This window comes from Stenotrophomonas sp. STEN022 (assembly GCF_056760155.1).
This window is the reverse complement of the sequence record NZ_JBRREG010000023.1, coordinates 1-21,260: the sequence shown is the minus strand read 5'-3', so window position 1 is coordinate 21,260 and position 21,260 is coordinate 1. Positions and strand designations below refer to the sequence as shown.

Annotated in this window: 18 protein-coding genes and 1 pseudogene; 9 read left to right on the top strand and 10 right to left on the bottom strand. The window is 63.9% G+C overall.

Annotation, left to right across the window (positions count from 1 at the left end; genetic code table 11):
* Positions 1 to 33: 33 nt before the first annotated feature.
* The gene (locus ACVOMF_RS07050) at positions 34 to 1,035 is read left to right on the top strand and encodes an extracellular catalytic domain type 1 short-chain-length polyhydroxyalkanoate depolymerase (protein WP_481508630.1); all 1,002 of its coding nucleotides are present in this window, start codon (positions 34 to 36) and stop codon (positions 1,033 to 1,035) included.
* A 206-nt stretch (positions 1,036 to 1,241) separates the two neighbouring features.
* A complete protein-coding gene (locus ACVOMF_RS07045) occupies positions 1,242 to 3,587 on the top strand; it encodes a TonB-dependent receptor (RefSeq protein WP_481508629.1) in 2,346 nt (781 codons plus the stop codon).
* A 372-nt stretch (positions 3,588 to 3,959) separates the two neighbouring features.
* Here the strand turns inward: ACVOMF_RS07045 and ACVOMF_RS07040 are convergent, their stop codons facing one another.
* Positions 3,960 to 4,322: a GFA family protein gene (locus ACVOMF_RS07040; RefSeq protein ID WP_481508628.1), complete on the bottom strand. Its 363-nt coding sequence runs from the start codon at positions 4,320 to 4,322 to the stop codon at positions 3,960 to 3,962.
* A gap of 82 nt (positions 4,323 to 4,404) precedes the next feature.
* Here ACVOMF_RS07040 and ACVOMF_RS07035 point away from each other — a divergent pair, with 82 nt between their 5' ends.
* Positions 4,405 to 4,836, top strand: coding sequence for a hypothetical protein (locus ACVOMF_RS07035; RefSeq protein ID WP_481508627.1), 432 nt, complete (start codon positions 4,405 to 4,407; stop codon positions 4,834 to 4,836).
* A gap of 84 nt (positions 4,837 to 4,920) precedes the next feature.
* On the opposite strand, the gene ACVOMF_RS07030 is transcribed toward ACVOMF_RS07035, so the two are convergent.
* Positions 4,921 to 5,304, bottom strand: a complete 384-nt coding sequence (locus ACVOMF_RS07030; protein ID WP_481508626.1) for a bleomycin resistance protein — start codon at positions 5,302 to 5,304, stop codon at positions 4,921 to 4,923.
* Positions 5,305 to 5,456: 152 nt separating this feature from the next.
* Between ACVOMF_RS07030 and ACVOMF_RS07025 the strand changes: the two genes are divergently transcribed.
* Positions 5,457 to 5,984 (top strand): hypothetical protein, encoded by a 528-nt coding sequence (locus ACVOMF_RS07025; RefSeq protein WP_481508625.1) that lies wholly within the window; start codon positions 5,457 to 5,459, stop codon positions 5,982 to 5,984.
* Between the two features lie 70 nt (positions 5,985 to 6,054).
* On the opposite strand, the gene ACVOMF_RS07020 is transcribed toward ACVOMF_RS07025, so the two are convergent.
* The 5 genes and pseudogenes from ACVOMF_RS07020 to ACVOMF_RS07000 form a co-directional block, all read right to left on the bottom strand.
* Positions 6,055 to 6,420: a 5-carboxymethyl-2-hydroxymuconate Delta-isomerase gene (locus ACVOMF_RS07020; protein ID WP_481508624.1), complete on the bottom strand. Its 366-nt coding sequence runs from the start codon at positions 6,418 to 6,420 to the stop codon at positions 6,055 to 6,057.
* Positions 6,421 to 6,433: 13 nt separating this feature from the next.
* A complete protein-coding gene (locus ACVOMF_RS07015; protein ID WP_481508623.1) occupies positions 6,434 to 7,225 on the bottom strand; it encodes a hypothetical protein in 792 nt (263 codons plus the stop codon).
* Positions 7,226 to 7,271: 46 nt separating this feature from the next.
* A complete protein-coding gene (locus tag ACVOMF_RS07010) occupies positions 7,272 to 8,147 on the bottom strand; it encodes a PhzF family phenazine biosynthesis protein (RefSeq protein WP_481508622.1) in 876 nt (291 codons plus the stop codon).
* A 421-nt stretch (positions 8,148 to 8,568) separates the two neighbouring features.
* Entirely contained in the window at positions 8,569 to 9,429 is an 861-nt protein-coding gene (locus ACVOMF_RS07005; RefSeq protein ID WP_481508621.1) for a PhzF family phenazine biosynthesis protein, read from the bottom strand.
* Between the two features lie 32 nt (positions 9,430 to 9,461).
* Positions 9,462 to 10,330, bottom strand: a pseudogene (locus tag ACVOMF_RS07000) (PhzF family phenazine biosynthesis protein).
* Between the two features lie 263 nt (positions 10,331 to 10,593).
* Between ACVOMF_RS07000 and ACVOMF_RS06995 the strand changes: the two are divergent.
* From ACVOMF_RS06995 to murD, 3 genes are all read left to right on the top strand, one after another.
* Entirely contained in the window at positions 10,594 to 13,203 is a 2,610-nt protein-coding gene (locus tag ACVOMF_RS06995) for a bifunctional aspartate kinase/diaminopimelate decarboxylase (protein WP_481508620.1), read from the top strand.
* 76 nt (positions 13,204 to 13,279) lie between these two features.
* The gene (gene murL, locus ACVOMF_RS06990) at positions 13,280 to 14,665 is read left to right on the top strand and encodes a UDP-N-acetyl-alpha-D-muramoyl-L-alanyl-L-glutamate epimerase (RefSeq protein ID WP_481508619.1); all 1,386 of its coding nucleotides are present in this window, start codon (positions 13,280 to 13,282) and stop codon (positions 14,663 to 14,665) included.
* The gene (gene murD, locus ACVOMF_RS06985) at positions 14,646 to 16,085 is read left to right on the top strand and encodes a UDP-N-acetylmuramoyl-L-alanine--D-glutamate ligase (protein WP_481508618.1); all 1,440 of its coding nucleotides are present in this window, start codon (positions 14,646 to 14,648) and stop codon (positions 16,083 to 16,085) included. Before murL ends, murD begins: the two co-directional genes overlap by 20 nt.
* A 96-nt stretch (positions 16,086 to 16,181) precedes the next feature.
* Here the strand turns inward: murD and ACVOMF_RS06980 are convergent, their stop codons facing one another.
* Positions 16,182 to 16,775, bottom strand: coding sequence for an SMI1/KNR4 family protein (locus ACVOMF_RS06980; RefSeq protein ID WP_481508617.1), 594 nt, complete (start codon positions 16,773 to 16,775; stop codon positions 16,182 to 16,184).
* Positions 16,776 to 16,896: 121 nt separating this feature from the next.
* Here ACVOMF_RS06980 and ACVOMF_RS06975 point away from each other — a divergent pair, with 121 nt between their 5' ends.
* Positions 16,897 to 17,685, top strand: coding sequence for a dienelactone hydrolase family protein (locus ACVOMF_RS06975; RefSeq protein WP_481508616.1), 789 nt, complete (start codon positions 16,897 to 16,899; stop codon positions 17,683 to 17,685).
* A gap of 380 nt (positions 17,686 to 18,065) precedes the next feature.
* Here the strand turns inward: ACVOMF_RS06975 and ACVOMF_RS06970 are convergent, their stop codons facing one another.
* Together ACVOMF_RS06970 and ACVOMF_RS06965 are read right to left on the bottom strand one after the other, a co-directional pair.
* Positions 18,066 to 18,320, bottom strand: a complete 255-nt coding sequence (locus ACVOMF_RS06970) for a helix-hairpin-helix domain-containing protein (protein ID WP_481508615.1) — start codon at positions 18,318 to 18,320, stop codon at positions 18,066 to 18,068.
* Positions 18,321 to 18,325: 5 nt separating this feature from the next.
* Positions 18,326 to 19,324, bottom strand: coding sequence for a polyprenyl synthetase family protein (locus ACVOMF_RS06965; RefSeq protein WP_481508614.1), 999 nt, complete (start codon positions 19,322 to 19,324; stop codon positions 18,326 to 18,328).
* A 204-nt stretch (positions 19,325 to 19,528) separates the two neighbouring features.
* On the opposite strand from ACVOMF_RS06965, the gene ACVOMF_RS06960 reads away from it, so the two are divergent.
* Entirely contained in the window at positions 19,529 to 21,142 is a 1,614-nt protein-coding gene (locus tag ACVOMF_RS06960) for an alpha-glucosidase (RefSeq protein WP_481508613.1), read from the top strand.
* Positions 21,143 to 21,260: the final 118 nt, after the last annotated feature.

Genomic DNA, 21,260 nt, shown 5'->3' with positions numbered 1-21,260 from the left:
CTTCATCCACGACTCACGCATGAGGATCTGGCTATGAAATCTGGAATCGTTTCAATCAAGGCTGTTCTATTGCTGCTGTGCAGCTGGCTGGCGGCGGGCAGCGCGTTTGCGCAAAGCGCTGCAGGCCATTGGGATTTCGGTCTGTATGGCAACCTTTTTGGCAGCCGCGAGTATCAGGTATGGGTTCCGGCTGGCTATGAGGCAAGCAAGCCGCTGCCGGTGCTGCTGGTGCTGCATGGCTGCGTCAACGGGCCGAACCTGATGGGCGAAGCCTCGGGCTTCAATGATGTCGCCGACGTCGAAGGCTTCATCGTGGTCTATCCGCGGCAGAACGTTACGTCCAACCCGACGCGTTGCTGGAACTGGCAACTGCCGATCAACCAGGCGCGTGGAAGCGGTGAGGCTTCGATCCTGGCCGGGATCGTAGATGCGGTGAAGGCCGGTTATGCGGTCGACCCGCGGCGGGTGTATGTCACTGGCATTTCCGCAGGCGGTGCGATGACCTCGATCATGCTGGCCTGCTATTCGGATGTATTCGCAGCAGGTGCCATCCATTCCGGCGGCATGTACAAGGGCGCGACCACCGTATCCGGCAGTGCCTACGCGCTGCTGGCGGGCAGCATCTACTCGCCGGAAAGCAATGGCAAGCTTGCCTGGCAGTGCTCGGGCTCACCGTCGCCGCGTCCGTTGCCGGTACTGGTATTCCATGGCAGTGCCGATGCCACGGTCAACCCGGTGAACGGCCAGCAGGCGGTGCGTCAGTTCCTGCAGACCAATGATCTGGCCGATGACGGCGTGGACAATGATTCGGTCAAGTACGTGCCGACCAGCACCGTTGCGGGGCAGGTACCGGGTGGTCGCGCTTACACGGTCAAGGACTACACCTACGGCGGAAAGACCCTGGTCCAGGACTATCTCGTGCACGGCATGGGGCATGCCTGGAGTGGCAGCACCTCCGGCTTGCCGTTCACCGATCCGCAGGGGCCGGATGCAACCCTGATCACCTGGTTGTTCCTGAAAGACCAGCTGCGCTGAGCGCTTGGAGCGCGGAATTGATTGAAGGGTGTCATCGCCAGCGTGGGAGCAATCGGCTCCTGCGCTGGCGTTTGGTTTTCCGGGATTGTCCGCTGGCAATGCCATCGAATTGCAACCTTGTGCGGTGATGATCTGCGCGCCTCATGCCGCGTCATTGGCCCTGTCCGGGCTCGGCGCATTCATCAACTGCCAACCAAGGCCATTCCATGCAGCGTCACCGCACCGCTTCTGCAGTTATCCGCGTTACCCATGATTTTCCGCGTCGCTCGCTGCTGGCCCAGGCCTGCGCATTGTTGATCCTGCCGCTGGCTGCACAGACCGCGCTGGCCCAGGATGCCGCGTCGGCCGAGGCGCGCAGCGCCGCCACGGCGCTGGATACCATCACCGTCACCGCCGAGCGCCGAGAGCAGAACCTGCAGGACGTGCCGGTGTCGGTGGGCGTGGTGCAGGGCGAGGCGCTGCGCAGCTATACCGAAGGTGCCGACGATACCTTGCTGGCGCTGTCCGGCCGCGTCCCCAGCTTCTATGCCGAGACCACCACCGGGCGCATCTTCCCGCGCTTCTACATCCGCGGCCTGGGCAACATCGATTTCTACCTCGGTGCCTCGCAGCCGGTCTCCATCATCCAGGACGACGTGGTGCTGGAACACGTGGTGCTCAAGTCCAACCCGGTCTACGACGTGGACCAGGTGGAAGTGCTGCGGGGCCCGCAGGGCTCCTTGTTTGGTCGCAATACCACCGCCGGCATCGTCAAGTTCGATACCGCCAAGCCCAGCCAGGACCCGAGCGGCCGGGTCAACGTGAGCTACGGCAGCTACAACACGGTCGCCATCGACGGTGGCATGGGCGGCGCGATCAATGACGTGCTGTCCTACCGTGTGTCGACCCTGTACCAGCACCGCGATGACTGGGTGGACAACACCTATCGCGGCCCCAGCGCCGATGGCACGGTGACGCCGAAGAACGACACGATGGGCGGCTACGACGACCGCAACCTGCGCCTGCAGCTGCTGTACAAGCCGAATGAGCAGTTCTCGTTGCTCGGTTCCGTGCATACCCGCGACTATGAAGGCACCTCCACCCTGTTCCTGCGCAATGCGCTGGTGAAGGGCAGCAACCGCGTCGATGTGCCGCGCGACAAGGTCGCCTTCGATGAAGCCGACAACAACCCGCAGGCCTACAAGACCCACGGTGGCTCGCTGAAGGCGACCTACGACTTCGGCAACACCACGCTGACCTCGATCAGCGCCTACGAAACCACCTCCGGCTACAGCCGCGGTGATACCGATGGCGGTGCCGCGGCCAACTACCCGGTCAATGGCCTGCCCAATGGTTACGGCCAGTCGATGGGCCAGGTGCAGGACCTGGACCAGTTCACCCAGGAGCTGCGTCTGGCCTCCAATGCCACCGATCCGCTGTCATGGCAGGTGGGCGCGTTCTACTTCGACGGCCGCGACACCACCGATTTCTACCAGCGCGCCTGGTTCCTCAACACGCCGGCCCGCAATCCCAACAACTGGGTGCGCCTGCGCAATATCAATACCTCGTGGGCAGGCTTCGGCCAGGTGAGCTGGAAGGCCACCGATGCGTTGACGCTGACCGCCGGTATCCGCGCCACCAAGGACGAGAAGAGCACGCGCCTGCTGAAGACCGCCGATACCGCTGCCGGTCTGGTCACCTACAAGGGCCGCCACAACGTCGAGATGTCGGATACCCAGCCGAGCTGGGACCTGAGCGCCATGTATGAAGTCAGCCCGGAGCTGAGCCTGTACGCACGCGTGGCACGTGGCTTCCGTGGCCCGACCATCCAGGGCCGCTCGGCGGTATTCAATGCCGATTTCACCACTGCCGATTCGGAAACCATCCTGTCCTGGGAAGCCGGCATCAAGAGCAGCCTGTTCGATAACCGCCTGCGGTTGAACGTCAGTGGCTTCACCTACACGGTCAACGACATCCAGCTCAACGGCAATGACTCCAACGGCAACGGCGTGTTGTTCAATGCCGACAAGGCGCGCGCCTACGGTCTGGAAGCCGACATGGATTGGCGCCCGATCCCGAACCTGTCGCTGACTGCCGGCTTGAGCCTGCTGCACAGCGAGATCCAGGACAAGCGTGTCTATGCGCAGGTCTGCGCGTTGAACGGCGTGGTGGTGTGCACGGTCAACGACCCGACCATCAAGATCGGCAGCAATGTCTACGCCCAGATCGACGGCAACCCGCTGCCGAACGCACCCAAGTACAACTTGAACCTGGCCGCGCGTTACGACATTCCGGTTGGTGATGATGGCGCGGTGTTCTTCGCCACCGATTGGAACAAGCAGGGCGAAACCCAGTTCGTGCTGTACGACAGCAAGGAGTTCTACTCCAAGGGCAACTTCGAAGGCGGACTGCGCGTTGGCTATACCGGCGGCTACGGTGCCTGGGAAGTGGCGGCGTTCGCCCGCAACATCACCAACGAGAAGAACCTCAAGGGCGTGATCGAGAACTACATGGCAGCGGTCTACAACGATCCGCGCATCATTGGTGTTTCGTTCAACTACAACTGGCGTTGAGTTTTGCTTGAAGCCCCTCTCCCTCCGGGAGAGGGGTTGGGGAGAGGGTGCGTGCAAGCAACCTGCAGTTGCGCTCTGCTTTGGTAGTGCTGCGGGCAAAGCAGGGGCGGGAAGCGAGAAGCCAAAAGCCAAAAGCCAAAAGCCAAAAGCCAAAGGCCGCCCTCATCCGCTCCTGCGGAGCACCTTCTCCCGTAAACGGGAGAAGGGTAAGGGCCACTGCCACAGCCACAGCCAAAGCCAAAGCCAAAGCCAAAGCCAAAGCATAAGAGCCAGGAGCCAGGAGCAGAGCGATTCCCGCCTTCGCGGGAATGACGGCATCGGAGCAAAAAGCCAAAGCCAAAGCCAAAGCGAGCGCGAATTCCAGATGCCCGATCAGACCATCCCTGCACCAACCGTCGCCCGAACCGGAATCCCGCTTGGATCAAACTCCTCCAGGCAGAACACATTCACCCCGTAGTAGTCCGGGGTGACCCGCTTGCGGTGGAACGGATAGATACCGCAGGTGCCGCAGAAATAGTGGTGCGCGGTCATCGTGTGGAACTGATACTCCACCAGCGCCTCCTGCCCGGACAGCAGCTCGAATGCGGATTCATGCACTTTCACCATCAGTGCGTTCTTGCGCCGGCAGATCGAGCAATCGCAGGTCGTCAGCTCAGGGAAGTCGGTTTCAATGCGGAAGCTGACAGCGCCGCAATGGCAGCTGCCCCGGTAAGTCTGCAGGGGACGGTGGGACACGCGGATCTCCAGAAAGAAGGCGAGCGACAAGGCAAGGCTTGGATCATACTCAGCCCATCATCGGACGGCTGGGGAGAGGGTGATGCGCGCATTCCTGAAAGGCTTGCTGGCATTGGTGCTGGGTTTGATCGCCGGCAGCGCGGTCAACATGGGGCTGATCGTGCTCGGCGGGCAACTGGTGCCGCCACCACCTGGCATGGATCTCACCACCACTGAAGGCTTGCAGGCGGCGATGCCCTCGCTGGAGCCGCGACACTTCCTGTTTCCATTCCTCGCCCACGCGCTGGGCACATTGGCAGGTGCGCTGCTGGCAACCTGGATTGTCGGACGGGTCAGCAAGATCCCGGCTGTGCTGATCGGCCTGCTGTTCCTGGCGGGCGGCATCGCCAGCTGTTTCATGCTGCCGGCGCCGCGTTGGTTCGAAGTATTGGACGTGCTGCTGGCCTACATCCCATTCGCCTGGTTGGGTTACGCAGTAGCGAGGAAGCCGGTTGTGGTTGTGGGAGCTGCGTGAGCCGCGAAGCTGAAAACCCATCCGTAATCGCTCCACCTGCAATTGCGGGCAATGGGCTGGAAGATCCCGTACGAGCTTCGCGGCTTATGCCGCTCCTACAAAGCCCACTGGCAACGCCTGCCCGAAGCACAGCACATTCCCCGCCGGATCGGTGACGCTGAAGTCGCGCATGCCATACGGCCGGTCGCCAATGGCAACGGTGATGGCAACGCCGGCAGCCAGCAGCTGCGCGTGATAGTCGTCGATGCCGTCGATGTGCAGGTACAACCGGCTGATGCCACCGGGCTTGGCATCGGCGCGGCTGGCGAGCGTCAGTTCGACCTCACCTCGACAGACGGCCGCCAGTTCAGTGGGGTGTCCCCATTCCCACGCCAAGGAAAAACCGAGCTTGTCGAGATAGAACGCCAAGGCGGCAGACAAGTCTTCGGTGGCAAGGAAAGGCGAAACGGAGTGAAAGTGAACAGGCATGATGCTGTTGATCCCATGGCAGGTCTGCGGCGATAGTGGCACAGCCGGGGCATGGGAGGGTTCCCGGAACCGGCGCGCCAATAGGGAAGTGCAAATATCAAGGAGATGCTGCGATGCCTTTTCCTGTGCTCTTCGCAAGGACGTTCATATTGTTGCTGTGCTTGCTCCTGCTGTCTGCCTGTGCCTCGATTCCGTTGTCCACCGCGCTACGGCTTTCTTCATTGGATGAACGTGCCTTGGTCCAATTGGACCCTGCGGGTATCCGGGTCAAGGTGGCGATTCCTCGCGGCAATACTTTGAACGCGGAGGCTACCCGCCTGACCTTGCAGTTGCAGCCAGAAGGGCAGGCTGCGCGCGTCGCGACGATGCCACTGCGCTTGATGGGCAGCACTCAGGGGGAACGCAGCCCCGGCGTGCTCAGCAGGAATATCGCCGTTACAACCTATGAGCTGGCTCTGACCGCAGAAGGTGCCAGCCAGCTGCGTAGCCTGCAACGCGAAGTGCTGAACTCGCGGGCCGATAGGGGGAAGGTGGAGCTCAGCGTCAACACCTCGTTCTCCGAGTTCGCACCTGGGACCAAGGAAATGCTCTTCTGGGTAGACGTCAAACTGCGTTCAAACGATGCCTATCTGACCTTGTTTGACGCTGCGAAGCTCAAGTTCAAGACGACCGAGAGCTGAGCGTAAATGCGCTCGGTCCTGCGGAATGGAACGCGGCTTCAGCGGAAGTTTGGTCGCTGCGGATGTTCGCTCAGGCCTCGGCCTGAATCACGGATTTTGCGTAGCTGTCACGATCAATGTCCGCGATCTCAACGCTTGTCTGCAGCTCCATTCCATCAACGGAGATGGCAGATTCAAGTGCGGCCAGCAGCGCTTCAGCTACATTGCGTTTGATCTCAAGACTGCGACCACTGAGCATCGCCAGACGTGCAGCCACAAAGCCACGCGGACTGTCAGCAGTGCCGATCGCGAAGCAATCAAACGCCACTGCACGCGATTTGATGTCGGCCTCCTCGAACTGGCCTGTGCCAAGCAGGGCAAGGTTGAGAGTGCGCAGCACGGCTGGAGTAATGGCGGTGGCGAGGTTGCAGCTGTATTCGATGGTCAGGTGGGGCATGGCGAGCTCGTTGTCAGGGCTGCGCGGATGGCAGCAGCGCGTTGATGCGCTGGATCATCGCATCCGGGTAGTGGATATGGGTGGGAGTGTCGGCGAGTGGTGCAGCGGCATCGGCATCGCGCAGGTCCGCGTCCAGCCCACTTTTGGGTAGATAGATCGGTGCAGCCACCGAGAAGCCGTGCTCGGGCAGACGGCCATGGACGGCGCGATAGAGTTGGATGGCATCAAGCAGGGTCAGCGCCGGGCCCGGATGCATGCCGTCAGCGTCATACCATTGCAATTCGGGGGCTGCGGCCGAGGCGCTACGCAGGGCTTCGGAGATTGCCACATGGGGAATGCCGGCCTGTTCGGCAGCTGCTGTTTCCTTGGCGATCAGGCGGGCAGATGCCGCCGGTTGTGCCTGGTAGCTGCCCAGCAGCAGGACGCGCGCGCCGGCGTTGCTGCCTGCCTTTGCCAGTGTCCTGATCGCCGCCTGCGATTTCGTACAGGCGGCTTCGTCGGGCCAGCACAGCAGGGCGCCGCCTTGTTCCTGCAGAACCAATAGTTGCGGACGATGCTCGGCCAGTGCACGTTGAACCGAGCCATCCGCAACCCGTTGGTCGAGCAGGGCGCCGCCTTTGACAATCATCTGGCTCTGCAGCGGATGGCCATTGGCGGTGCTGAGCGCAGCGTAGGTCGCTGGCAGGTTGCCAACGTAGATGAGGCTGTTGCCAACGAACAATGCTTTCTGCGGCTGCGCTGATGGTTCGGCAGCGCAAGCGGCGAAGGTGAACAACAGCATCAGCAGCGAGATCCATCTGCGCATTCCGAACTCCGTGTCTTGATCGGCTATTGGTGAGGCTCTGACAGCATCACCAATCGATAGTTCCGCGGATCACCGTCTGCACCTGTCCACCGGACCAGACATCGCCGTGCTCGTCGATGCGCAGTTCCAGCAGCGCATCGTGGCCGACTTCGCGGCCCTGGCTGGCGGTGTAGCGCTTGTCCATGCCGGGCAGGGCATCGCGCTCGTCCAGCCAAGCGGCCAGCACCGCATTGGCGGCACCGGAAGCAGCATCCTCAAAACGACGGCCATTGCCGACGAATGCCCGCACCACCAGTTGGTAGTTGTCGCCAGCGGTGCGTGCATAGGCGAATACGCCCATCGCGCCGGTGGATTCCGCGAGTGTGGCGATTGCGTCCCAATCCGGATTGAGGGCGCGCAGCGCTGCTTCATCGGCGACTTCAACAACCCACCAACGGCGACCGCCATCCATCAAGGCCGGTGGCAGCGTGCCTAGCGACCAGCCGGTGATGGCCGGCTGCAAACGTGGATCGTCAGCAGTGACGACCTCGGCCACCGAGGCGCGTGGGGTGCGGATGGCGATGGTGCGGATGCCGTCGTGTTCGCTGATCTGCAAAGGCAACTGGCCAGCGATGCCGTCCTGTACCAGTTGTCCGTCGATGGCTGCCGCCATCCCGCTTTCAAGCACGGCATGTGCGCTGCCGACGCTGGGATGGCCGGCGAACGGCACCTCCTTCTGCGGGGCGAACATGCGGATGCCGTAGCTGCTGCCGGGCTTGGTCGGAGCGAAGATGAAGGTGGTTTCGGGCAGGCGGGTCCAGCGGGCGATGGCCTGCATGGCGGCATCGTCCAGGCCATCGGCATCGAGCACCACGGCCAGTGGATTGCCGGTGCCGGGGCGCGGGGCGAAGACGTCGAGTTGCAGGAAGCGGCGGGTGGTCATGGGAGAGTCCGAGTGCTGTGAGGCTGTTCTGTTGCAGTTGCAGTTGCAGTTGCAGTTGCTGTTGCTGTTGCTGTTGCTGTTGCTTTGGCCGTGGCTATTGCCTTGGTTTGGGTAGTTGCAGTTGGCTTTTGCCTTAGCCCCTCTCCCGCTTGCGGGAGAGGGGTTGGGGTGAGGGGAGGCGGACGCAGTCCGCTTGCTTGGTGCTTTTGGGTTGTTGCTGTCTGCAAAGGCAAAATCAAAGGCATGCGTGCTTCGCACGCTTCCCCTCATCCGCCCCTCCGGGGCACCTCGCTCCGCGCCCCGGCCCTGCGTAGCACGCAGGGCGTACGAACAGTCACGAGCCTTTGGCTCGTGAACGCCTGTTCTTAACCCCGCCTGCGGGAGAAGAAAAAGTAGATCGCTGCGCCCTGCCGGATACCGCTCACCACTCAATCTGCCCAGCAATAACCTGCTGCACTTCGCCGCCAATCCAGATGTTGGACTCCGCATCCACTTCCACCCGCACCTCGCCATTGCGGCCGAGTTCGCGGCCCTGGCTGGCCAAGTATTGCTGGAAGGGTTTGATCCGGCCCTGCGCCAACAACTGCGCTGCCACCAGCGCATTGGCGCTGCCGGTTACCGGGTCTTCGTTGACACCGACACCGGGCGCAAAGGCGCGCACCACATACTGGTAGCCCACATCCGGTCGGTCAGCAGGCGCATACACCGCCAGCTTGCCGCGGCCCGGCATGGCAGCAATTGCGGCCAGCTCCGGCTTGTAGCGGCGCAGCGCGGCCTCACTGCCGGCTTCCAGTAACCACCAGTCCGGGCCGTTGTTCCAGAGTTCCGGGCTGTGGCCGGGCTTGGCCAGCGCCGCCAGTCCTTCGGGCAGGGCATCCAGGATGGGATCGCGGCGTTCCGCCTGCGGGCTGCGCACATGGATCTGGCGGAACCAGCGGCCGCCCTGTACCCGTACCGGAAGCAGACCAGCTTTGCATTGCTGGATCAGCTGGCCGTTGTCGTCGGGTGTGGCCAGGCCGAGTTCCACCGCGGCCCAGGCGGCACCGACACTGGGATGGCCGGCAAAGGGCAGCTCACCCTTCGGGGTGAAGATACGGATGTGGTAACTGGCGCCTTCGTCCGGCGGCAGGAAAAAGATGGTCTCGGACAGGTTCAGCCAGGCGGCGATGGCCTGTAGGGCCGCATCATCCAGGCCTTCGCTGTCGACGATGGCGCCCAGTGGGTTGCCGGTGCCCGGGCGGGCGGCGAACACGTCCAACTGCAGATAACGGCGAACAGACATTGCGAATCGGTTCCAGACGACGGCTGGGCAGCTTACCAGTGCACCTGTCCTGCGATAACCGTCTGGACCGACCGCCGATCCAGACGGTGCCTTGTGTGTCGATTGCGACCTGCACGCGACCATCGCGACCCACTTCACGGCCCTGGCTGACCACGTAGTTGCCATCAGCGTTGGGTAGCTGCCCGTGTTGCTGCAGCCACACGGCGATCAAGGCATTGGCACTGCCGGTGACGGGGTCTTCGGGTACGTCGGGGGCATCGGCCGGGCAGAACGCCCGTGTCACCAGTGCGTGGTCCGCACCGGGTTCGGCGGCGAATACCGCAACGCCGGTCGCGCCGGTGGCATTGCTCCAGTCGGCGATTGCGGGCATGTCCGGAACGAGTGCACGGACGCTGTCGGCGTCACGCGCCGGCAGCAACCACCAGCCCGGTCCGTTGTCCCAGAGTTCGGGGGCATATCCCGGCGCGAGCAAGGCCTGTAGCTGTTCCGGCACGACACCCGGCGCGGTCTGCCGCTGCCGGCCAGGTGGGCTGGCCAACAGGATGGTTGGGGCGTCACGCGGGCCGCTTGCCTGCACGGGTAGCAGGCCGGCAGCGCATTGCTGCAGCAGTTGGCCGTCACCTGGCGTCGCTAGGCCCGAGGTGATCGCCGCCCAGGCCGCGCCAACGCTGGGATGGCCGGCAAAGGGCAGTTCGCTGCTCGGGGTGAAGATGCGGATGTGGTAGCTGGCGCCCTCGTCCGGCGGCAGGAAGAAGACCGTCTCGGAGAGGTTCAGCCAGGCGGCGAGGGCCTGCATGGCGGCGGTATCCAGGCCATCGCTGTCGAGGATGACACCCAGCGGGTTGCCGCTGCCGGGGCGGTTGGCGAAGACGTCCAGTTGCAGGTAACGGCGTTTGCGCATGGGGTTCGGGGGGGGCAGGGCCGCCCAGCTTAGGCATGAGCGCGCGGAATGTCGTCATTACCAATCCCCGATCCGCTCGCCCCCATTTACCCAAAGATGACCCGAATCGTTGCAAATGCTACTTTCTCCGCCCCGGGAAGGGAGGCGGGGCGGCGATGGTATCGCCGGTAACTCAGCCGTCCCGGCACAGCGGCCTTGGCATAGAATCGGTAGTTCCGCCCGCATTGCCGGGTCTTTCTCCCACTAGTGAATCCACAAAGCCAATGTCTGCTTCCCCAATCGCTGATCGCTGGATCGTCCTCAAGTTCGGTGGCACCTCGGTGTCGCGTCGTCATCGCTGGAACACGATCGGTCAGTTGGCGAAAAAACGTGCGGACGAGACCGGTGGCCGGGTACTGGTGGTGGTGTCGGCCTTGTCGGGCGTCACCAATGAGTTGACCGCGATTGCCGACGGCGCCGCGGACAGCCGCGAGCGCGTGGCCGCGCTGGTCACCCGCCACAATGAATTCCTCGCCGAGCTGGAGCTGGGCAGCGAAGTGCTGGCTGAACGCCTGGCCGCGCTGCAGGCGCTGCTGGACGACCCGCGCGCGGCCAGCCGTCCGCTGGACTGGCAGGCCGAAGTACTGGGCCAGGGCGAGCTGCTGTCCTCCAGCGTCGGTGCCGCCTACCTGCGCAGCAACGGCCTGGACTTCGGCTGGATGGATGCCCGCGATTGGCTGGACGCACTGCCGCCCGCGCCCAACCAGACCGAATGGTCGCAGCGCCTGTCGGTGAACTGCCAGTGGCAGGGCGGCGGCGACTTCAAGCAGCGCTTCTCGGCGCAGCCGACCCGCATGCTGATCAGCCAGGGCTTCATCGCCCGCCACGGCGACGGTGGCACCGCCATCCTCGGCCGCGGCGGCTCGGACACCTCGGCCGCCTATTTCGGGGCGCTGCTCGGTGCCAGCCGCGTCGAAATCTGGACTGACGTGCCGGGCATGTTCAGCGCCAATCCGAAGGACGTACCGGACGCGCGTTTGCTGACCCGCCTGGACTATTACGAGGCACAGGAAATCGCCACCACCGGTGCCAAGGTGCTGCACCCGCGCTCGATCAAGCCCTGCCGCGATGCCGGCGTGCCGATGGCCATCCTCGATACCGAGCGTCCGCATATGCCAGGTACCAGCATCGACGGCGCCGCCGAGCCGGTGCCGGGGGTCAAGGCAATCAGCCGTCGCAACGGCATCGTGCTGATCTCGATGGAAGGCATCGGCATGTGGCAGCAGGTCGGCTTCCTGTCCGACGTGTTCAACCTGTTCAAGAAGCACGGCCTGTCGGTGGACCTGATCGGTTCGGCCGAGACCAACGTCACCGTGTCGCTGGACCCGTCCGAGAACCTGGTCAACACCGATGTGCTGGCCGCGCTGTCGGCCGACCTGTCGCAGATCTGCAAGGTCAAGGTGATCGTGCCGTGCGCGGCCATCACCCTGGTTGGTCGGGGCATGCGCTCGCTGCTGTACAAGCTCTCCGACGTGTGGGCCACGTTCGGCAAGGAGCGCGTGCACATGATTTCGCAGTCCTCCAACGACTTGAACCTGACCTTCGTGATCGACGAGGCCGATGCGGATGGCTTGTTGCCAATCCTGCACGCCGAGCTGATCGACAGCGGTGCGATGCCGGTCTACGAAGAGCAGGTGTTCGGCCCGCGCTGGCGCGAAATCATCGGCAGCATCCGCCCGCGGCAGACGCCGTGGTGGCAGGCACCGGCCAAGCAGAAGAAGCTGCTGGAATTGGCCGCACAGGGCACGCCGGCCTATATCTATGACCTGGACAAGGTGCGTGAGCGTGCGCGCCAGTTGAAGGCGATACCGGCGATCGACCGCCGTTTCTACGCGATCAAGGCCAACTCGCATCCTGAGATCCTGCGCACCCTCGCCGCCGAAGGTTTCGGGCTGGAATGCGTGTCGCAGGGTGAAGTGGAACTGGTGTTCGCCTCGGTGCCGGGTATAACCCCGGAGCGCGTGCTGTTCACCCCGAGCTTCGCACCGATCAGCGAATACCAGGCCGTGCTGGCGCGTGGCGTCAACGTCACCGTCGACAACGTCGAGCTGCTGAAGCATTGGCCGGAAGTGTTCCGTGGCCGTTCGCTGTGGCTGCGCATCGACCTGGGCCACGGTGATGGTCACCACAAGAAGGTGAATACCGGCGGCAAGGATTCCAAGTTTGGTCTGTCTGCGCAGCGCGTCGATGAGTTCATCGCCGCCGCCCGCGCGCTGGATATCCGCATTACCGGCGTGCACGCGCACCTGGGCAGCGGTATCGAGAACAGTGGCCACTGGAAGCAGATGGTCGATGAAATGGCCGGCTTCGCGCGCCGTATCGGCAGCGTGGAAATCCTCGATATCGGCGGCGGTCTGCCGGTGCCGTACAGCGATGATGACGAGCCCTTCGATCTGGACGCCTGGGCCGCTGGCCTGGCAGACATCAAGGCGGTGCACCCGGCCTTCCAGCTGGCAATCGAGCCTGGCCGCTTCATGGTGGCCGAGTCCGGCGTGCTGCTGACCCATGCCTCGCAGGTGGTGGAGAAGGACGGCGTGCGCCGCGTTGGCCTGGATGCCGGCATGAACGCCCTGCTGCGCCCGGCGCTGTACGACGCCTGGCACGACATCGCCAACCTGTCGCGGCTGGATGCCGAGCGCGATGTTGATTTCAGCGTGGTCGGCCCGATCTGCGAATCCAGCGATGTGTTTGCCGAGCGGGTGAAGCTGCCGGCGGCGACCGCACCGGGCGATGTGATGGTCATCGCCGATGCTGGCGCCTATGGTTTCAGCATGGCCAGTACCTATAACCAACGCGCCTTGCCGCGCGAGGACGTCATTGATGAAGTGCAATGACGTCTGTTTGCTGCGAAAACCTTTGTCGTCCGTTGCGCGCTGACGCGCAACGGCAAGTTTGATTTCCGGATACGCCATGACAGCTTTTGATAAAGACCAGGTTTCCCGTTTCCGCTTCGTCCGCTGCGATTTCGCCGCGGACACCGGTGTGGCACGGCTGGTATACGCCTTCGACGACGGTCCGGAGTTGACCGAGACCGTCACCGTGCCGGGCGCGCCGTTCCAGTTGGACGACGAACGCACGGCTGCGGTGCAACGCGCCCTGCAGCTGCTGCACCTGATTGCAGGTGTCAGCTACTACAAGGCGGCGGTGCCGGCGCAGGTAAGCATCGACAGCTACGCCATCGACGCGGCCACCGCCGCGTTGGTGGAAACGGTGTACTTCAATGGCCTGGGCGAATTCGCCTACCGCAACGGCCTGAACCTGCGCGACCGGTTCAAACTCCCCGCTTCGCTCCCCTCGCCCGTTTACGGGAGAGGGGCAGGGGGTGAGGGCGCTTCTGCTCCTGCCCTCGGCCTGGCCCACCACGCCCTGGTAGCCATCGGCGGCGGCAAGGACTCGCTGGTCAGCATCGAAGCCCTGCGCAATGCCGGCGTCGCCGAAACCGTCACCTGGATCGGCGGCTCGCAGCTGATCCGTGCCTGTGCTGAGCGCACCGGCCTGCCGACCCTCAACATCGGCCGCACGCTGGCACCAGAGCTGTTCGAGCTCAACCGCCAGGGCGCGTGGAACGGCCATATCCCGGTCACCGCGGTGAACTCGGCGATCATGGTGCTGGCCGCCGTGGTGCAGGGCGTGGATCAAGTGGTGTTCTCCAACGAGCGCTCGGCCAGCTACGGCAGCCAGATCGCCGGTACCGGTGAAGTGAACCACCAGTGGTCCAAGGGCTGGGCCTTCGAGAAGGCGTTCGGCGAATACGTGCAGCAGCACATTGCCGCCGACCTGAACTACTACTCGCTGCTGCGTCCGCTGTCGGAGCTGGCGGTCGCCCGTCAGTTCGCCAAGACCGATTTCTACGACGCGCACTTCTCCAGCTGCAACCGCAACTTCCACATCCTCGGCGAGCGTCCGGTGAACCGCTGGTGCGGCGTCTGCCCGAAGTGCCACTTCGTGTTCCTGGCGCTGGCGCCGTTCATGCCGAAGATCCGGCTGGTGCGCATCTTCGGCCGCAACCTGCTGGACGATATGGAACAGGCTGGCGGCTACGACGCGCTGCTCGAGTTCCAGGATCACAAACCGTTCGAGTGCGTGGGCGAGGGTAAGGAATCGCGCGCGGCCATGGCGACCTTGGCATCGCGTCCGGACTGGAAGGAAGACGTGCTGGTCAAGCGCTTCGCCAACCTGATCCAGCCGACCTTGTCGGCAGACGAACTGCAGATTGAACCGCTGCTGGTATTTGATGGCGAGCACCGCATCCCGGCAGCACTGTGGGAGCGTCTGCGTGCGAATTTCGCAGCTTGAAGGCAAACGCGTCGCGCTGTGGGGTTGGGGGCGTGAGGGCCGCGCGGCCTATCACGCGCTGCGTGATCGGGAATGGGGAATCGGGACCCGGGAATCGGAAGATCGGTTTCCTGCGCGTTTGACGGTGCTTTGCTCTGCATCCGAAGCAGAAGAAATTCTTGCGCTTGGCGATGCGCATCTGCGCGTTGAAACCGAGCTCAGTGGCGAGTTGCTGGCTTCGTTCGACGTGGTGATCAAGTCGCCGGGCATCAGTCCGTACAAGCCCGAAGCGCAGCATGCTTTGGCGCAGGGTACGCAGTTCATCGGCGGCACCTCGCTGTGGTTCAGCGAGCATGCTGATGCCGATGGCGCGCTGCCCAACACGGTCTGCGTGACCGGCACCAAGGGCAAAAGCACGACCACCTCGCTGCTGGCGCATCTGCTGCGCGCGGGCGGGCATCGCACCGGCCTGATCGGCAATATCGGTCTGCCGCTGCTGGAAGCATTGGACCCGCAGCCGGCACCGGACTACTGGGCGGTGGAACTGTCCAGCTACCAGACCGGCGAAGTCGCCCGTAGCGGCACGCGGCCTGACGTCGCCATCGTGCTGAACATCTTTCCGGAGCACCTGGATTGGCACGGCAGCGAGCAGCGTTACATCGACGACAAACTGTCGTTGGTGACCGGCGGCCACCCGCGCGTGGCGGTGCTCAACGCCGCTGACGAACACCTGCGCGCGCTGCAGCTGCCGCATAGCCAGATCATCTGGTTCAACCAGCCCGAAGGCTGGCACATGGTCGGCGAGGTGGTGCATCGCGGTACGCAGGCGGTGTTCGATACCTCGAACACGCCGCTGCCGGGTCGCCACAACCGCGGCAATCTGTGCGCGGTGTTGGCCGCGCTGGAAGCTCTCGGTCTGGATGCGGTTGCCTTGGCACCTGCGGTGCAGAGTTTCCGGCCCTTGCCGAATCGCCTGCAACTGCTGGGCGAGCGCGATGGCCTGCGCTGGGTGAATGATTCGATCAGCACCACGCCGCACGCATCGCTGGCCGCCTTGGATTGTTTCGCCGGGCAGCGCATCGCCTTGCTGGTTGGCGGGCATGATCGCGGTGTGGACTGGCAGGACTTCGCCGAACACATGCGCGACAACGCGCCGGTCGAGATCGTGACCATGGGCAACAACGGTCCACGCATCAATACGCTGCTCGCACCGCTCGCCGAGGCTGGCGGTTTTGGCCTGCACGCCGCGACCGATCTGCCGCATGCGGTGGAACTGGCGCGTGCCGCGTTGGGCGGGCAGGGCGGGGTAGTGCTGTTGTCACCGGGCGCGCCGAGCTTTGGTGCCTACAAGGACTACGTGGCGCGCGGACGGCACTTCGCTGAACTGGCCGGGTTTGATCCGGACAGCATCAGCGCGATTCCGGGTATCGGCATCCTCTAAGACATTGGCCGATACAGCTGTGGCGCTGACGGTCAGTCGGCGCCACCAAATGCATCATCGAGATGCAATCAACCAACAGCGGTTCGCATCAGCAGATCATTCGTCTTGCTGGGTGAAGGCGTAACCGCCGTCGATCAGCTGCTGCAGATAGACATCGAAGCTGGGCGCGATCACCGCATAGCTGTCCGGGTCGTGCAGATAGCGCACGACCTGGCCACTGCTGCCGCCGTCGGCAGGATCGAAATCCAGGTACAGCATCGAAGTGCCGCCGTTGTTCATGCAGTGTGAGAAGCACAGACGCCTGCTCATCGGCACGTCGGCATCGATGCCGGCGCCGAGAATCTCCGGCTCGTCGTCCAGCCAGTCTTCGTAGATGGAGCGGATGCTGTCATCCCATTGCGCGCTGTCCCCGAAGATCTGCTGCACCGACCGCAGGTAGTAGGGGTAGCTGCCGTCGCCGACGTCCGAGCCAAGCATCAGCACGTTGACCTCACCTTGCGGGTAGTCCCGGTAGTGGCTGCCATCCACCCGCGCCAGCAGCTCCAGCAGGCTTGCTGGTACCTGCGGCCATTGCTGTTGCAGGCGTTGCAGGTCGGACTGGCTTGCACCTTCTACCCAGCGCCACATCGGGGCATCGTCTGCTGGCAGGCGCGGCACAAGGCCGGAGAGGAAGGTATCGACAAGGGTCATGGGTTAGTGGATGCGTGGGGGATGCCTATCCAAGCACACCTGCGTAACGCCGCCAATGCACAATGCGCCACGGGAGGCGATATCGACAGGATGCCTCCGTCCTCTTCTCAGGAGCGCAGGCATGAACAAGTGGCGATGGGCTGCAATGACAATGCTGGGATTGGCGGCGACGCCGGCATGGGCGGCGATGAAGTCGCAGCCGCTGGAGTGGCAGCACGATGGAGCCACCTTCAGTGGCGTTCTGGTCTACGACGATGACGGCGATGCGCGCCGACCGGGCGTGGTGATGGTGCCGAACTGGCGTGGCGTCAACGCCTCGGCGATTGCCAAGGCCGAGCAGATTGCTGGTGACGACTATGTGGTGCTGGTTGCCGATGTCTACGGCAAGAACGTGCGGCCCAAGGACAATGACGCGGCGGCAGCTGCTTCCAAGCCGTTGCGCGAGGACCGGAGCCTGTTACGCGCCCGCGCAGCTGCGGCGTTGGAGGCCTTGAAAGCGCAGGCTGGCAAGGTTCCGCTGGACAGTCGGCACATTGCTGCCGTGGGTTTCTGCTTCGGCGGCACAACCGTGCTGGAAATGGCCCGCGCCGGCCTGCCTTTGGCGGGTGTGGTGAGCTTGCACGGTGGCTTGTCGACCCCAACCCCGGCGATAGCTGGCAGCGGGAGGGTGCCGATTCTGGTGCTCAACGGCGCGGCTGATCGCGGCGTCACCGCCGAGGACATCGCCAACTTCGGCAGCGAGATGGATGCCGCCAAGGCCGACTGGCAATTCGTCAATTTCAGCGGCGCGGTGCATTGCTTCGCCGAGTCCGACGCCAACAGCCCACCGGGCTGCCTCTACGACCCCCGCGCCGCCAAGCGCGCGTGGAAAATGATGGACAACTTCCTGGAAGAGCGGCTGGGCGACTAGTCGCAAGGTAGTGCCGAGCCATGCTCTGCAGGGGCTTCACCAGCAATGCCCTGGGGCCTGTAGTGCCGAGCCATGCTCGGCAGAGGCTTCACCAGCAATGTTTTGTAGGAGCGGCGTAAGCCGCGAAGCCAGAGCAAGATCAGAAGCGGTGAAGCTGCCCCTCCCCAACCCGCCCCATCGCTACGCGAAAGGGAGGGAGCGGAGTGCCGAGCCATGCTCGGCAGGGGCCTTGCCGGCGATGCATCAGGCTTGCAGGTTTGTGGGGGCGGCGTCACCCCCGCAGCTGACTATCTGTCAGATCGCGGCGATTGCCGCCCACACGGGATGCGGCAAAGGAGGTTCGCCTTCGGTGGCGCCGGGCGCAGCTGTGGCTTCGCGGCTTACGCCGCTCCCACAGACTTGGCCGCCGCTATCGCCCCGCTGATCGCCGCCCGCGCCTGCGGGCTGTTGCGCCAGCAGCTGCTGCCCAGCATGGCCGAGGCCTGGCTGACGACGTCGCCGGTTTCGGCCTGGGCCAGCTGCTGCAGGGAATGAAACCCCAACTGCTCCAGGCGCGAAACCACGGTGGCACCCACGCCCTTCACCGCCAACAGCACGGCGCGTTCGTCCTCGTTGAACTGCTGCAATCCCGCCATCGCGATCAGTGACTGCGTTCGATGGCGTAACGGGCCAGGCCGCGCAGGGCGGCGACTGCGTCGGTTTCCGGCAGGCCGTCCAGCGCCTGTTCGGCGGCATTGGCATATTCCACGGCGCGCTTGCGGCTGTATTCCAGGCCGCCGGTTGCATGGATGGCAGCCAGTACCTCGGGCATTGCACTGGCATCGCCATCCTGCACGATCTCGCGCAGGCGATTGCGGACCAGTTCGTCCGAGTGCGCCATGGCATGGATCAGTGGCAGGGTGGCCTTGCCTTCGGCGAGGTCATCGCCCAGGTTCTTGCCCAGCTCGTCGGCATTGGCGGAGTAATCCAGTACATCGTCGGCGATCTGGAAGGCATAGCCCAGGTGCATGCCGTAGTCGTAGAGCTTCTGCTGCACAGCCTCGTCGGCACCGGTGGCCAGCGCGCCCAGGCGGGTGCCGGCGGCGAACAGCACCGCGGTCTTGCGCTCGATCACGCGCAGGTAGGCAGCTTCGTCGGTATCCGGGTTATGCACGTGCAGTAGCTGCAGCACCTCGCCTTCGGCGATGCGGTTGGTGGTGTCGGCCAGGATCTGCATCACCGCCATGCGCTCCAGCTCGACCATCAGCTGGAAGCTGCGCGAGTACAGGAAGTCACCAACCAACACGCTGGGGGCATTGCCCCACAAGGCGTTGGCGGTGCTGCGGCCGCGGCGCAGGTCGGATTCGTCGACCACGTCGTCGTGCAAAAGGGTGGAGGTGTGGATGAACTCGATGATCGCCGCCAGCTGGTGGTGCTCGGGGCCAGCGCCACCGACCGCATGGCCGGCCAGCATCACCAGCATCGGCCGCAGGCGCTTGCCGCCGGCCGAGACGATGTGGTCGGCGATCTGGTTGATCAGCACCACGTCCGAGGACAGGCGGCGACGGATCAGGGCATCGACGGCAGCCATGTCCGCTGCGGCAAGGGTCTGGATGGCAGGCAGGCCCAGCGCGGGGCGGATATGTTCGGCGATGCTCATAGGAAGACTTCAGGGGGTACCAGCGGGATTATAGGCGGTGTGGGCGCAGGCGGCCCGTCGGCGCCGAAAACCGAACAGAACCGGGCCTTTGCGCAGTGAATACGTATGCAAGCAGCACCGCCGGCAAAGCGCCGACGCTAAGCTGGCCGGCATACATTTCGCGGCCCTGAAACAGGGGCTCTGAGGCCCGTAGGGGGGCGTTCGATGTCCAAGACTCCATGGTGGCGCGGTGCCGTCATCTACCAGATTTACCCGCGCAGCTACCTGGACACCAATGGCGACGGTGTCGGCGACCTGCCGGGCATCATCGATCGCCTGGAGTACGTGGCCTCATTGGGTGTGGACGCGATCTGGGTGTCGCCGTTCTTCAAGTCGCCGATGGCCGATTTCGGCTACGACATCGCCGATTACCGCGATGTGGACCCGCTGTTTGGCAACCTGGCCGATTTCGACCGCTTGCTGGCCAAGGCGCATGCACTGGGCCTGAAGGTGATGATCGACCAGGTGTTCAGCCATACCTCGGTGGACCATGCCTGGTTCAAGGAAAGCCGCGAGAGCCGCGACAATCCCAAGGCCGATTGGTATGTGTGGGCCGATGCGCGTGATGACGGCAGCCCGCCGAACAACTGGCTGTCGATCTTCGGTGGCGTGGCTTGGCAGTGGGAGCCGCGGCGACGGCAGTATTTCCTGCACAACTTCCTGGCCTCGCAGCCGGACCTGGATTTCCATAATCCGGCGGTGCAGCAGGCAACGCTGGATTACGTAAAGTTCTGGCTGGACCGTGGCGTGGATGGCTTCCGCCTGGATTCGATCAACTTCTGCTTCCATGACGCGCAGCTGCGCGATAACCCGCCCAAGCCTGAGAGCGAGCGTATTGGCCGTGGCTTCAGCCCGGACAACCCGTATGCGTTCCAGTACCACTATTACAACAACACCCGGCCCGAGAACATCGGTTTCCTCGAGCGCCTGCGTGCCTTGTTGGATCAGTACCCGCAGGCGGTGACGCTGGGCGAGATATCCTCGGAGGATTCGCTGGCGACGACTGCCGAGTACACCGCGCCGGGTCGCCTGCACATGGGCTATAGCTTCGAGCTGCTGGTGGATGATTACAGTGCCGCCTACATCCGCGGCACCGTCGAGCGGCTGGAAGCGGCGATGGGCGAGTCCTGGCCGTGCTGGGCGGTTTCCAATCATGACGTGCAGCGTGCGGTGACGCGCTGGGGCGGGCATCCGGCCAAGCCATCGCTGGCGAAGATGCTGGCGGCCTTGGTCTGCTCGCTGCGTGGGTCGGTCTGCATCTACCAGGGCGAGGAGTTGGGCCTGGGCGAAGCGGATGTGCCGTTCGAGGCGTTGCAGGATCCCTACGGCATCACCTTCTGGCCAAACTTCAAGGGCCGTGATGGTTGCCGTACGCCGATGCCGTGGACTGATGACGCATTGGCTGGGTTTACCACTGGCAAGCCGTGGTTGCCGATTCCGGCCGAGCATCAGGCTTTGTCAGTGCAGGCGCAGGAAGTGGATGGCGATTCGGTATTGCATGCCTTCCGCAGCTTCCTGAGCTGGCGCAAGGCGCATCCGGCCTTGGTCGAGGGTTCGATTCGCTTCCTTGATAGTACTGAGCCGGTGTTGCTGTTCGAGCGTCAGTCTGGCGATGAGACCTTGTTGCTGGCGTTCAATCTTTCGGGCGAGACCGTGCGGCATGCGTTGCCGGCGGGTGAGTGGCAGGCCTTGGCGCTGCCGGGTCCGGTGGCGGGTGCGGTCGAGGCTGGCGAACTGGTATTGCCTGGGCACGCGGTGTACTGCGCGCGTCGCGGCTGAGTTTTTGTTGCTCTCTCTTTTGTGCGGGCGGAGATAACATCTCCGCCTTTTTTTGGCTTTGGCTTTGGTTTTGGCTTTCGCTAAAGCCCCTCTCCCGCCTGCGGGAGAGGGGTTGGGG